This window comes from Mycobacterium parascrofulaceum ATCC BAA-614 (genome assembly GCF_000164135.1).
GTDB classification, from domain to species: Bacteria; Actinomycetota; Actinomycetes; order Mycobacteriales; family Mycobacteriaceae; genus Mycobacterium; species Mycobacterium parascrofulaceum.
On sequence record NZ_GG770555.1, the window covers coordinates 495670 to 509333 of the forward strand.

The following is a 13664-nucleotide window of genomic DNA, read 5'->3' on the forward strand; positions in this document are numbered from 1 at the left end:
AGAGCCGCCGGGAAGTTCAGCCGAAACGCTCGACGATCGCCGCGGCGATCCGATCCGGGGCGTCCTCCTGGATGAAGTGCTTGGCGGTGGGCAGCTCAACCAGGACGTGGTCGGGGAACGCCGCCCGCATGCGCGGGAGGGTCGGGCCCTGCCGGAACGCGAAGTCCTTCATGCCCCAGACGAACAGGGCGGGTTTGGCGCCCAGCTTGGCCGGCACCTCGCGGGCGAGGCGCGCCAGCAGGGGATGGGCGGCCAGGATCTGCTTGGGCATCTCGGCGACGCCCTTGCGGGCGTCGGGGCTGGGCTGCACGGCCCGGTAGTGCTCCATCACCGCGTCGCTCGGGCGGTGTTCGGTGCCCGCGGGGATGAGACGCTCGACGAAGAAGTTGTGCCGCAGGATCGCGTATTGCATTGGGGGACTTGACATCACCCGGCTGAACAGCTTGGGCGCGAAGTCGTCCGCCGGCCAGAACCAGGTGTTACCCAGCACGATGCCGCGCACCCGCTAGGCCCGCTCCACCGCGACCGCCATGCTGATCGGTCCGCCCCAGTCCTGGCCCATCGTCACATAGCCGTCCAGCTCGAGGTGGTCGACGAATTCGCCGACCACGCGGGCATGCTCCTCGATGGTACCCGAACCCCGCGGGCCGGTCCGAGAGCCCGAACCCGAGGTAGTCCGGAGCGATGCAGCGGAACCGGTCACGCAGCGCGAGGACGATGTTGCGGTACAGGAAGCTCCACGTCGGGTTGCCGTGGAACAGCAACAGTGGGGGTCCGGTGCCTTCGTCGATGTAGTGCATGCGGCCCCGCGAGCTGTCGAACCAGCGCGACTGGAAGGGGTAGAGCGTGGGGTCGGGCGTGAAATCGATGCTCATGGCGCTCCTTCTTCGGTAGGCGCCCACGATGCTAGGCCCGCGGTGTGACATGCCGCGGGCGGCGACGCGTCAGTACCGGCCGAAGGCCAGGGCGACGTTGTGCCCGCCGAACCCGAACGAGTTGTTGATGGCGTAGCGGTAGTTGCCCCGCCGGGGATTACCGGACACCACGTCCAAATCGATTTCCGGGTCGAGGTTCTCCAGATTCAGCGTCGGCGGCACCACCTGATCGCGCAACGCCAGCACCGTGAGGATCGACTCCACCGCGCCGACCGCGCCGACCGAATGCCCCAGCGCGGATTTGGGCGCGTACACCGCCGGCCTGTTGGCGCCCAGCGCGTTGTTGATGGCCTTGCCCTCGGCCAGGTCACCGATCTGCGTTCCGGTGGCGTGGGCGTTGACGTGGTCGATGTCGCCGGGCGTGAGGCCCGCCAGCTGGATGGCGCGGGTCATCGCGTGGCCCGCGCGGTTCCCGCTGGGGTCCGGGGCCACCATGTGGTAGCCGTCGGACGTGACGCCGGCGCCCATCAGCCGTGCCAGGATCCGCGCCCCGCGGGCCTTGGCGTGTTCCTCGGTCTCGAGCACCATCAACGCGCCGGCCTCGCCGAACACGAATCCGTCGCGGTCCTTGTCGAACGGGCGGCACGCACCGGCGGGGTTTTCGTTGTTGGTCGACATCACGATCCGCATGTTCGCGAAGGCGGCGATCGGCACGGCCTCGATCCTGGTCTCGACGCCGCCGCAGATGGCGACGTCCGCCTCGCCGAAGACGATCGCCTGCCAGGCGCGGGCGATGGCCTCCGAACCCGACGCGCACGCCGACACCGGCGTCATCACGCCGGCCCTGGCGTGCCGTTCCAGTCCCACCGCCTGCGCGGCGGCGTCGGGCATGTACTTGCTGACGGCCAGCGGCGAGACCGCCTTGACGCCGCGGGCGCGCAGGGTGTCGCGGGTGAACACCAGCTCCTCGCCGGAGCCGAAGCCGGTGCCGATGGACACCAGCAGGCGGTTGGGATCGACCTCGGGGGAGCCGGCGTGGTCCCAGGCCCGCCGGTTGACGACGGTCGACATCCGCGCCAGGTAACCGGTCCTGCGCAGCTCGGCGGGATTCAGCTCGCTGTCGAATTCCTCCAGCAGGTGGCCGCCGATGCGAACCGGCAGGTCGAACTCCTTCACGAACGGGTCGTCGAGCTCGCGGATTCCGCTTTGGCGGTCGAGCAGCAACTTCCAGGTGGTCTCCGCGTCGGTGGCCAACGCGGTGGTCATGGCGATGCCGGTGACAACCACGTCCGGAAGTGCTTGCCCAGTGATCATTTTCGTCATTGCTGTCGTGGATCATCCTTTCGCGGCGCCACCCCGGTCGTCTGCACAAACCCGCGCGTCATCGGGGGCACCCTCCGGATGGAACGCAAGGCACCCATCCGGAAAACCTTCGCACTGCTCCCCATAGCGTCGGCCGTGGAATCGACCTCGATCGAGCCTAGCGGCAAGTCGCCGTGCCGACCGTGAAGCCCCGCCCAAACGTTCGCTTGCCGTCGCCGCGCCTCAGCTCAGGAAGGCGTTGAGGGCCGCGGCCAGCTCGGGCGACGCCGAGGTGGTCAGGTTCTGGTAGCCGCCGCCGCTGAGCTGGGCGACGGCCTCCCACGTGGCGCGGTCCGGGTCGGCGCCGAAGTCGATGACGTTCACCGCGATGGGTTTCGCCGGATCAGCACTCTTGCGGATGAAATCCTGCAACCCGGCGCCGTCCAGGGTCTGGTCGGTGTGCGGGCCGGCGGTGATGACCAGGATCGAGTTGATCTGGCCCGCCCGGTAATTGGCCTGCAGGTCCTGGTAGATCATGCGCAGCGTGGTGAACGACACCGCACCGCCCGGCGACGAGTACTGCTTGTCCAACGCGGCCGTCAGCGCCGCCGAGCGCGGCTGGCCGTTGACCGGGTCGCTCAGGGGACCGCCGGGCACCTCGGAGCGTCCCTCGTGGCCGTCGAACGTCCACAGTCCGACCACCGAGGTGGGCGGCAGCGCCTTGATCTTGTCCTGCAGCGCCGCGATCACGTTCGCCAGCCGGGTCTTTCCGCCCTCCTGGCCGGGCATGGACTGGTCGAGCATGATGGTGGCGGCCAGCCCGCTCGACGGGGTGGCCATGGCCTCGGCCAGCGTCGCGCGCATCGCCTCGTCGCCCACCGACAGCGTCGCCGGCAGCGCGGGGAACGTGGTGACCGGGCTACTCGGCGGCGTGACGCCGTTGACCCGGAAGCCGGCCTTGGCCAGCTTGTCGAGCTGGTGCGGCTTGTGCATGAAGCGGGCGAACTCGCTGGCGGCCGACGTCTGCTCCTGCGTCAGCCACGAGCCACTGAGCAGCACCGTGGGATAGTCGGCGACCGGGACCGGCCCGGGCGGCAGCCACGAGGCCAGCGCGCTCTTGGCGTCCGGCAGGGACTGGCCCCGCTGGAACAGCTGCTGCTCGGTGGTGACGACCGCGTGCACCGGGGCGGTCGCCGCGTCACCGGGCTTCAGCAACGCGTTCATCGCCTCGGTCAGCGAGTTGTCCGCCAGTTTGGGTTGCCCGCTCAGCAGGGCGCGCACCGCGCCGGTGCCCTGCGTCGCCGGCGCACCGGCGGGCACCGAAGCCGCCGCGACCGCCTCCCCGGCCAAGAACGCCGCGTCACCGTTGCCCTTCATCGGCAGCGCCAGCCGCAGCGACCCCCAACCCGGCAGGTTCAGTCCGGCCAGGCCGTTCGGGTTGGTCTGCAGCCCGGGCAGCGCCGCCCAGTTCTGACCGGCCAGGGCCGGCTGGAGTTCGGGCCGGACGGCCAGCACCACCGGCGACGTCACCAGTGAGCGGCTGTCGGTGATCGTCTTCTGCGCCATCGCCCCGGCGAGCCGAGCCGCCGAGACCGAGCTGCCCGGAATCCACAACGCCGGCTGCCCGCTCAGCTCGGCGGGCCACTTGCCGATGAAGCCGTTCAGCACCGCGTCGGAGCCGGCCGGCTTGACACTGACCTCCATGCAATGGTCACCGACCGGGCCGGCCGAGGAGTTGTAGCTCTCGGCGAACTGCCGCACCGCGTCGGCGATCGAGGGGTCGGCGATGACGGCGACGGTCTCCTTGCCGCCCACGCAACGCCCGGCGGCCCGGTGCGAGCGGTTGGACAACGCGTCGCCGAAGAAACTCCACAGGATGACGGTGCCCACCACCACGATCACGGCGACGAGGGCCACGATCACGCCGACGCTGACCCCCCGGCGCCCGCCCTCGCTGCGGTGGCCGCCGCGCCACTCGCCGAGGCCCCGGTGGCCGCGGGCGAACAGCGACGGCGATGCGGCCGGCGGCTCGGCGCTCGACGGGCCGGACCGCCGCGGCGGAAACTCCGGGTACTCGTCGCCGGCGCCGTCGGCGAACGCGTCCTCGTCGGCATAGGGTTCTTCGTCCGCATATTCGTCGACGTAGCGGTCATCGTCGGCATAGTCGTCGTCCGCATAGCGGTCGTCGTCGGGAGGACAGTCACCGTCGTCCGCGTGGTCCGCGTGGTCTTCGGTGACGGCGTCCCGACGATCGCGCTCCGTCTCGCCGCTTTCGTGCGGCCCGCCGACGGAGTCCTCAGGGTCGGGCAAACTGTGCCTACCCATAGCGGTGCCCGTCGCCTTTCCGTCGATCCATCCGACTTGTTGTCAACCCGCCGCTGATCTTAGCGATCAGCGGCATCAATGCCCGCTGAGCGGGATCAAGGCACGGGCTCAATTTGATTGCGCCGCGCGGGCCTTCACCTCACGCCGACGGCGATGCAGGATCGGCTCGGTGTAGCCGTTCGGCTGCTGCGTCCCGGTGAGGATCAGGTCCTGCGCGGCCAGGAAGGCCAGGCTGTCGTCGAAGTTGGGGGCCATCGGCAGGTACGCCGCGTCCTTGGCGTTCTGCTCGTCGACCAGCGGCGCCATCCGCTCCAGGCTGGCCCGCACGTCCTCTTCGGTGATCACGCCGTGGCGCAGCCAGTTGGCCAGCAGCTGGCTCGAGATCCGCAGCGTGGCACGGTCTTCCATGAGGGCCACGTCGTGGATGTCGGGCACCTTCGAGCAGCCGACGCCCTGGGCGACCCAGCGCACCACGTACCCGAGGATCGACTGGCAGTTGTTGTCGAGCTCCTCGCGGATCTCCTCGGGAGCCCAGGCCAGTTCCTTGGCCAGCGGGATGGTCAGCAGTTCGTCGATCGTGGTGCGCTGCTGGCCGGCCAGCTCCTCCTGCACGGCACCCACGTCGACGTAGTGGTAGTGCATCGCGTGCAGGGTGGCCGCCGTCGGCGACGGCACCCAGGCGGTGGTGGCGCCGGCCTTGGGCTGGCCGATCTTCTGTTCCACCATGTCGGCCATCAGCTCGGTCATCGCCCACATGCCCTTGCCGATCTGCGCCTTGCCCTTGAACCCGGCGGCCAGGCCGATGTCGACGTTGGCGTCCTCGTAGGCCTTGATCCAGGTGCTGTTCTTCATCGCGCCCTTGCGGATCATCGGGCCGGCCTCCATCGACGTGTGGATTTCGTCGCCGGTGCGGTCCAGGAATCCGGTGTTGATGAACACCACACGGTCGGCCGCGGCCTTGATGCACGCCTTGAGGTTGACGGTGGTGCGCCGCTCCTCGTCCATGATGCCCACCTTGAGGGTGGCCTGCGGCAGGCCCAGGACGTCTTCGACGCGGCTGAACAGCTCGCAGGTGAAGGCGACCTCGTCGGGCCCGTGCATCTTGGGCTTCACGATGTAGATCGACCCGGTGCGGCTGTTGGCCAGCGGGCCGTTTTCGGAGCCCGTCTTGAGCCCGTGGATCGCGGTGAGGCCGGTGAACAGCGCATCCATGATGCCCTCGAACACCTCATTGCCCTCGGCGTCCACGATGGCGTCGTTCGTCATCAGATGCCCGACGTTGCGGACGAACAGCAGGCTGCGGCCGGGCAGGGTTAGCTCGCCGGCACCGTCGGGCGTGGTGTACGTGCGGTCCTGGTTGAGCACGCGGGTGAAGGTCTTGCCGCCCTTGTCGACCTCTTCGGACAGGTCACCCTTGTTCAGCCCGAGCCAGTTGCGGTAGCCCAGCACCTTGTCGTCGGCGTCGACGGCGGCCACCGAGTCCTCGAAGTCCATGATCGTCGTGACGGCGGACTCCAGGACCACGTCCTTGATGCCGGCGCGGTCGGTCTTGCCGACCGGCGATTCGGGGTCGACGAGGATCTCGATGTGCAGGCCGTGATTGACCAGCAGCACCGACCAGTCGGGGGAGCCGAGCTCGCCGGTGTAGCCGGCGAACTTCTCCGGGCCGGCCAGGCCGACGGACCCGTCGGCGGTCGCGACCTTCAGCTGGCCGTCGTCGACGGACAGGCCCGTCGCGTCGGCCCAGGAGCCGGACTCCAGCGGCACGGCCTGGTCGAGGAAGTTGCGCGCGTACGCGATGACCTTGTCGCCGCGGACCTTGTTGTAGCTGGTGCCCTTTTCGGCCCCGTCATCCTCGGGGATGACGTCGGTGCCGTAGAGGGCGTCGTAGAGCGAACCCCAGCGCGCGTTCGCGGCGTTCAGCGCGAAGCGGGCGTTGAGCACCGGCACCACCAGCTGGGGGCCCGCGGTCGTGGTGATCTCGTCGTCGACACCCGAGGTCGTGATGGTGAAGTCCTCGGGTTCGGGCAGCAGGTAACCGATGTCGGTGATGAACTGGCGGTAGGCGTCGACGTCGAACGGCTCGATCACGCGTTGCCGGTGCCACTTGTCGATCTGGGCCTGCAGCTCGTCGCGGCGGTTCAGCAGCTCCTGGTTCTTCGGCGTGAGGTCGGTGACGACTTTGTCGACTCCGGCCCAGAAGCTGTCCGGGTCGATGTCGGTGCCGGGCAGGGCCTCGTTGTTCACGAAGTCGTAGAGCACTCGGGCGACGCGCAGGTTCCCCGCCGACACGCGATCAGTCATGTTTCTCCTCCAAAATGAAGCCTCACCAAGCCGCCATTGGCTTGGAGTGGCAATGTCTTCAGCGTACCGAGCAGCGGCCCGGTGAGCGTATCCGCCCAACTCGCCACACCAGGTCAGGCCGCGCTGGCAGCTCCAACCATGCCGCTGCGGCGAGCCCGGGAATCGAATTCCAGCAACGCATTCGCGCGCCGGGGATCCTGCGCCCTCCAGCACTTTCTTGACTGGTAGCCGTTGAAAATCATACGGGCTCACCACAGCCCACCCCGTGGCCCCTATACGTCGCGCATCGTGCCGACGAGGTCTTCCACCAGGTCTTCCATCGCCACCATCGCGACGACGACCCCGCCGGCGCCGGTCACCAGCGCCAGGTGGCTGTTGCTGCGGCGCATCCGCGACAGGGCGTCGGCCAGCGGCAGCGACCTGGGCAGGCGCGGCAGGGGGCGAACCATCGCGAGGTCGATCACCGTCCGCGGATCGTCACCGAGCGTCAGCATGTCCTTGATGTGCAGGTACCCGACGAAGTCGCCGTTGACGTTGGCGACGGGAAATCGCGAGTAGCCGGTCCGGGCCAGGGCTTGCTCGACCGCGCCGATCGTCGGCCCGGTGCCGGCGGCGGCCACCGGCACGGCGTGGACATCGGCGAGCGGAACCGCCACGTCGCCGACCACGCGGGTGCCGATCTGCAGCGCCCGGGTCAGCCGGCTGTGCTCCTCGCGGTCCAGCAGCCCCTCGGATTCGGATTCGGCGATCATTTCGCTCAGTTCGACGGGGGAGACGGTGATCTCGAGCTCTTCCCTGGGTTCCACGCCCAGGGCGCGGACCACCACGCTGGCGCACCTGTTGTAGAACACGATGAACGGCCGCGCGGCCCGCACGTAGGCCAGGTAGGGCGGCACCAGCAGCATGGCCGTGCGCTCGGGCCCGGCCAGCGCGATGTTCTTGGGCACCATCTCGCCGAGCAGCACGTGCAGCGTCACCACGATCGCCAGCGCGATCGCGAACGACAACGTGTGCAGCAGCGTCGGGTGAATGCCGGTCAGGCCCAGCGCCGTGCGCAACAGGCTGGAAACCGCGGACTCGCCGATCCGCCCGAGCAGCAGGGAGGCCGCCGTGATGCCGAGCTGGGCGCCGGCCAGCATCGCCGGGAGCTGCTCGCCGGCGCGCATCACCGTCACGGCCCGGGCTTTGCCCTGTTCGGCGAGCGCCTCGAGGCGGTCGCGCCGCGCCGAGATCAACGAGAATTCCGCCCCGACGAAGAAGGCGTTCACGCCGATCAGCAGGATGGCCAGCACCACGCCCAGGGTGTCGTTCATCGGGATCCCCCCGCCGGGGCGTCGTCGTCACCGCGCAGCTCGATCAGCTCCAGCAGGTCGATCCGGCGGCCGTCCATCCGGATCACGGTCGCCTGCCAGCGCAGCGAGGTGTCCAACAGCCCGTCGGCGTCCAGGGCCGGCAACTTCACCGTTTCGCCGGCCACCGGGATGTGGCCGAACTCGCGCAGCGCCAGCCCGCCGATGGTCTCGTACGGCCCCTCGGGGGCCCGGAAGCCGGTGGCGCTGGCCACCTCGTCGATGCGCAGCAAACCCGAGACGCGCCAGCCGGTTCCGGCCGCCACCACATCCGGGGTGGCGTCGTCGTGCTCGTCGCGGACGTCGCCGACGATCTCTTCGATCAGGTCCTCGACGGTCACCATGCCCGCGGTGCCGCCGTATTCGTCGACGACCATCGCGGTCTGCAGCGGGTTGGCGCGGATCTCGGCCATCACGGCGTCGCCGTCCAGGGTCGACGGCACCGCCGGGACGGGTTGCGCCACCCTGGTCAGCGGCGTGCGCGCCCGGTCGGCCGCCGGAATCGCCAGCACCTGCTTGACGTGCGCGATGCCGACCGTTTCGTCGAGGTCACCGTCGACGATCGGGAACCGGGAGAACCCGGACTCGGCGGCCGCGGCGACCAGGTCGGCGACGGTGTCGTCGGTCTGCAGCGCCACGATCTTCGACCGGGGCGTCATCAGCTCCTCGGCGGTCAGGGCACCGAACTGCAGGGAGCGCCGCACCAGCGCCGCGGTGGCCGGGTCCAGGGAGCCGCTGCGCGCCGACGACCGCACCAGGGACAGCAGCTCCTGCGGGGACCGCGCCGATCGCAGTTCCTCGGCCGGTTCGACGCCCAGTCGGCGCACGATCCAGTTGGCCACGCCGTTGGTGAGCCGGATGGCCGGCGTGAACAACAGCGAGAAGAGCAGCTGAACGCCCACCACGGCCCGCGCGGTGGACAGCGGCCGCGCGACGGCCAGGTATTTCGGGACCAGCTCGCCGAACACCATCGACACCGAGGTGACGATGACCAGCGCCAGGAAGGCCATGATCGCGTCGGCCGCCCGGTCGGATATCCCGATCGCGTCGAACCACGGGTGCGGCAGGTTGGCCAGCATCGGGTCGGTCAGGTAGCCGGCCGCCAGCGTGGTGGCCGAGATGCCCAGTTGGGCGCCGGACAGCTGAAACGAGAGCTTCTGGTGGGCGCGGCGGATGGCCCGGTCGCGGCGGCCGCCGCCCCGGGCGTTCGCCTCCACCGCGCTGCGGTCCAGCGTCGTGAGCGAGAATTCGGCCGCGACGAAGATCGCGTTGCCGAAGATGAGCACCGCGATGGCCACGACGCTGATCACGGTCAGGGTGACGTTCATCGGTCACGCCGCCCGGCGGCCGGTGGCCCCGACCGACGGGCCGGGGAGGGCTCCGCATCGGCCGGCTCCTGCGACGGCCGCCGCGCCGACAAGCCCATGGCCTGCACGGGTGCCTGCGGCACGTCGATCCCTTCACTGCCCACGACCGATCCGGACGGGTTCGTCTCGGTCTTTGCTGACTCATGGTAGCCCGGTCCGCCGCACCGCCAATCGACCATGGTTTTCGGCGATGCCGGCCCCGGCGACCGACCCGACCCGACTATGGGTTGGCTAACCTTACTCCGGTAGGCTCTGCGCACTATGGCGTCCGAGGCCCCACCCGAAACCCATCCGGCCCAGGTGCTTCCGCGCGAGCGCTTCGACATCGCCGACGAGATCGCGCGCATGCCCCGGCCGCCGGTTCCCGCGCTGGATCCGCCGTTCGCGCTGCGCATCGCGCGGCGCGGGGACGCGGGCCTGGTGTCGGACTGGATGAACCGGCCCCACCTGGCCGCGGCCTGGGAATACGACTGGCCGGCGCCGCGATGGGAGCGGCATCTGGGCGCCCAGCTCGACGGGACGTATTCGCTGCCGATCCTGGGAAGCATCCGCGGCAAGGATTGCGCCTATCTCGAATTATATTGGGGAGCAAAGGATCTCATTTCACGATACTACGATGCCGAGCCCTGCGACCTGGGCCTGCACGCGGCCATCGCCGAACCGGCCCTGGTGAACCGCGGACTGGGCTTGACGCTGCTGCCGCGCATCGTCGCCAGCGTCTTCGCCCGCGAGCCCCGCTGCCGGCGCATCATGTTCGACCCCGATCACCGCAACACCTCGGCGCGCCGCCTGTGCGAGTCCGTCGGATGCACGTTCCTCGGCGAGCACGACACCCGGAACCGGCGCATGTCGCTGTACGCGCTCGAGCGCCCCGTCGCCGACGCGTAGGTCCGCCGACGGTCAGGGGGGACGCGTTTGCTGGTGCCGGGCGCGTCACCAGCCCAACGGCAGCGGGTGGCCCTCGGCGAAGCCGGCGGTCGACTGCACCCCGACGACGGCCCGCTCGTAAAGATCCGTCAGGTCGGCGGCGCCGACATAGGTGCACGTGCTGCGCACGCCCGAGGTGATGTGGTCGATCAGGTCCTCGACGCCGCCGCGGTCGGGGTCGAGGCCCATCCGCGAGGTCGAAATGCCTTCCTCGAACAGCGCCTTGCGGGCGCGGTCGAACGCCGTGTCGGCGGCGCTGCGGGCGACCACCGCCCGCTTGGACGCCATGCCGTAGCTCTCCTTGTAGGGCTGGTCGTCGCGGTCGCGCATCAGGTCGCCGGGCGACTCGTAGGTGCCGGCGAACCACGACCCGATCATCACGTTGGACGCCCCGGCCACCAGGGCCAGCGCCACGTCGCGCGGATGCCGGACACCGCCGTCCGCCCACACGTGGCCGCCCAATTCCCTTGCCGCCGAAGCGCATTCGACCACCGCGGAGAATTGGGGACGCCCAACGGCGGTCATCATCCGGGTGGTGCACATCGCGCCCGGACCGACCCCGACCTTCACGATGTTCGCCCCGGCGGCGAGCAGGTCGCGGGTGCCCTCCGCCGAGACCACGTTGCCTGCCACCAGCGGCACGCCGAGCTCGAGCGAGGAGATCGTGCGGATGGCGTCGAGCGTCTTGACCTGGTACCCGTGCGCGGTGTCGATGACCAGCACGTCGACGCCCGCTTCGACCAGGGAGCGCGCCTTGGCCCCCACGTCGCCGTTGATGCCGACGGCGGCGCCCACCCGCAGCCGCCCATGGGCGTCGACCGCCGGGGTGTACAGGCCGGTGCGGACGGCCCCGGTGCGGGTCAGCACGCCGGCCAGGGTGCCGTCGGCGTTCGTCACCACCGCGACCCCGATCGGGGCGTGCTCGAGCAGGTCGAAGATCTTGCGCGGGTCGGTGCCGACCGGGGCGGTGACGAAGTCGGTGGTCGCGACGTCGCGCACCCGGGTGAAGCGGTCCACGCCGAGGCAACACGATTCGCTGACCAGACCCATCGGGCGGCCCTCGAAGACGACGACGGCGACGCCGTGCGCGCGCTTGTGGATCAGCGCGGTCGCATCGGACACCGAATCGTCGGGAGCGAGCACCACCGGGGTGTCCAGGACGAGGTCCCGGCTCTTGACGAACTCCACCGTCTGCTGCACCGCGGTGATCGGGAGGTCCTGGGGCAGGACGACCAGCCCACCGCGCCGCGCGACCGTCTCGGCCATCCGCCGGCCGGCCACGGCGGTCATGTTGGCCACCACCACCGGGATGGTGGTGCCCGAGCCGTCGTCGGTGGACAGGTCGACGTCGAAGCGCGAGGCGACCTCCGACCTGTTCGGCATGATGAAGACGTCGTTGTAGGTCAGGTCGTAGCCGGGCCGATGCCCGTCGAGGAACCGCACGCCTTCCAGTCTTCCAGGATTACGCGGGCACCTCGCTGCGGTCCCCGCTCCAGAGCGTGTGGAAGCGCTTGTCCGGGTCGTCGTCGATGCGGCCGTAGGTGTGGGCGCCGAAGAAGTCGCGCAGGCCCTGGGTCAGTGCGGCGGGCAGCCGCTCGGTGCGCAGGGCGTCGTAGTAAGACAGCGCGGAGGAGAAGCCGGGGATGGGGATGCCCAGCTGCGTGGCGGTCACGACCACCCGGCGCCACCCGTCGATCGCCGCCTCGATCGCGCTGCGGAAATACGGCGCGACGATCAGCGTCGGCAGGTCGGGGTCTTCGTCGAACGCGTCCTTGATGCGGTTGAGGAACTTGGCGCGGATGATGCAGCCGCCGCGCCAGATGGTGGCCAGGTCGCCCGGGGTGATGCCCCAGCCGTATTCGGCGCTGCCGGCCTGAATCTGGTTGAAGCCCTGCGCGTACGCGATGATCTTGGACGCATACAGGGCCTGGCGGACGTCCTCGGTGAACTGCTTCGCATCGGTCGGATTTGCACCCAGTTCGCCGGAGGCCAGCCCGGTGGTGGCCTTGCGCTGGGTCACCGAACCCGACAGGGCGCGGGCGAACACGGCCTCGGCGATGCCGGTCACCGGGACACCGAGGTCCAGGGCCGACTTGACCGTCCAGCGACCGGTGCCCTTCTGCTCGGCCTCGTCGAGGATGACGTCGACGAGCGGCTTGCCGGTTTTCGCGTCGGTCTGGCGCAGCACCTGGGCGGTGATCTCGACCAGGAAGCTGTCCAGATCGCCGGAGTTCCACTCGTCGAACACGTCGGCGATCTGCTCGGCGGTCTTGCCCAGGCCGTCGCGCAGCAGCTGGTAGGCCTCGCCGATCAGCTGCATGTCGGAGTACTCGATGCCGTTGTGCACCATCTTGACGAAGTGGCCGGCGCCGTCGGGCCCGATGTGGGTGCAGCACGGCACGCCGTCGACGTGGGCGGAGATCTCCTCGAGCAGCGGGCCCAGCGACTCGTACGACTCGGCGGGCCCGCCCGGCATGATCGACGGCCCGTTGAGCGCGCCCTCCTCGCCGCCGGAGATGCCGGCGCCGACGAAGTGCAGCCCGCGCTCGCGCATCGCCTTCTCGCGGCGGATGGTGTCGGTGTAGAGGGCGTTGCCGCCGTCGATGATGATGTCGCCTTCCTCCATGGCGTCGGCGAGCTCGTTGATCACGGCGTCGGTGGGGTCGCCGGCCTTGACCATGATGAGCACCCGCCGCGGCTTCTCCAGCGCGTCCAGGAACTCGGCGATGGATTCCGACCGCACGAAGTTGCCGTCGCCGCCGTGTTCCTTGAGCAGCGCGTCGGTCTTCGCGACCGACCGGTTGTGCAGCGCCACGGTGTAGCCGTGCCGGGCGAAATTGCGCGCGATGTTCGAGCCCATCACCGCGAGGCCGGTGACGCCGATCTGCGCGGTAGCGGTGTTGGCATTCGGGGCGGAATCCGACGAACCCATGTCTTCGCCTCTCAATCGGAAAGAACGTTTGCCGAAAAGCTTTCGGTGACACTGTGGCACAGCGGACCAGCGGCCGCCCGGGGTGCTGGCCCGATGCTGCCTCAGAGGTTGAACAGGCGCCGCAACTCCGTGAGCCACGGCACGGCCAGCGCGATCGTCGGCACCACGAACACCGCCGCCGCGGCCAGGTACGCGGCGGCCGACAGCGCCAGGCTGTTGCCGCCCCCGCCCAGCCGGCGCACGCGGACCACCGTGCTGGTGCCGCCCGCGGCCAGGGCGCCCG

At 69.8% G+C, this 13664-nt stretch carries 8 protein-coding genes and 2 pseudogenes; 1 reads left to right on the forward strand and 9 read right to left on the reverse strand.

The window, feature by feature from the left end:
- Nucleotides 1-16: 16 nt before the first annotated feature.
- The 6 genes and pseudogenes from HMPREF0591_RS17775 to HMPREF0591_RS17800 form a co-directional block, all read right to left on the reverse strand.
- Nucleotides 17-875 (reverse strand): annotated as a pseudogene (locus HMPREF0591_RS17775) (haloalkane dehalogenase).
- Between the two features lie 69 nt (nucleotides 876-944).
- Complete coding sequence (kasB, locus tag HMPREF0591_RS17780) at nucleotides 945-2198, reverse strand: 3-oxoacyl-ACP synthase KasB (RefSeq protein WP_007170017.1); 1254 nt, start codon at nucleotides 2196-2198, stop codon at nucleotides 945-947.
- A 222-nt stretch (nucleotides 2199-2420) separates the two neighbouring features.
- Nucleotides 2421-4502 (reverse strand): substrate-binding domain-containing protein, encoded by a 2082-nt coding sequence (locus tag HMPREF0591_RS17785; protein WP_007170018.1) that lies wholly within the window; start codon nucleotides 4500-4502, stop codon nucleotides 2421-2423.
- Nucleotides 4503-4610: 108 nt separating this feature from the next.
- Nucleotides 4611-6806: a malate synthase G gene (locus HMPREF0591_RS17790; RefSeq protein ID WP_007170019.1), complete on the reverse strand. Its 2196-nt coding sequence runs from the start codon at nucleotides 6804-6806 to the stop codon at nucleotides 4611-4613.
- A gap of 272 nt (nucleotides 6807-7078) precedes the next feature.
- Nucleotides 7079-8119 (reverse strand): hemolysin family protein, encoded by a 1041-nt coding sequence (locus HMPREF0591_RS17795; protein ID WP_007170021.1) that lies wholly within the window; start codon nucleotides 8117-8119, stop codon nucleotides 7079-7081.
- The gene (locus tag HMPREF0591_RS17800) at nucleotides 8116-9483 is read right to left on the reverse strand and encodes a hemolysin family protein (RefSeq protein ID WP_007170022.1); all 1368 of its coding nucleotides are present in this window, start codon (nucleotides 9481-9483) and stop codon (nucleotides 8116-8118) included. The genes HMPREF0591_RS17795 and HMPREF0591_RS17800 overlap by 4 nt, the downstream gene beginning before the upstream one ends.
- 300 nt (nucleotides 9484-9783) lie before the next feature.
- Between HMPREF0591_RS17800 and HMPREF0591_RS17805 the strand changes: the two genes are divergently transcribed.
- Nucleotides 9784-10410 (forward strand): GNAT family N-acetyltransferase, encoded by a 627-nt coding sequence (locus HMPREF0591_RS17805; protein ID WP_007170023.1) that lies wholly within the window; start codon nucleotides 9784-9786, stop codon nucleotides 10408-10410.
- A gap of 45 nt (nucleotides 10411-10455) precedes the next feature.
- On the opposite strand, the gene HMPREF0591_RS17810 is transcribed toward HMPREF0591_RS17805, so the two are convergent.
- The 3 genes and pseudogenes from HMPREF0591_RS17810 to HMPREF0591_RS17820 all read right to left on the reverse strand — a co-directional run.
- Entirely contained in the window at nucleotides 10456-11892 is a 1437-nt protein-coding gene (locus HMPREF0591_RS17810) for a GuaB1 family IMP dehydrogenase-related protein (RefSeq protein WP_007170024.1), read from the reverse strand.
- A 19-nt stretch (nucleotides 11893-11911) separates the two neighbouring features.
- The gene (gene gndA, locus HMPREF0591_RS17815; protein ID WP_007170025.1) at nucleotides 11912-13381 is read right to left on the reverse strand and encodes an NADP-dependent phosphogluconate dehydrogenase; all 1470 of its coding nucleotides are present in this window, start codon (nucleotides 13379-13381) and stop codon (nucleotides 11912-11914) included.
- Nucleotides 13382-13482: 101 nt separating this feature from the next.
- Nucleotides 13483-13664, reverse strand: a pseudogene (locus tag HMPREF0591_RS17820) (M56 family metallopeptidase); the annotation flags it as partial.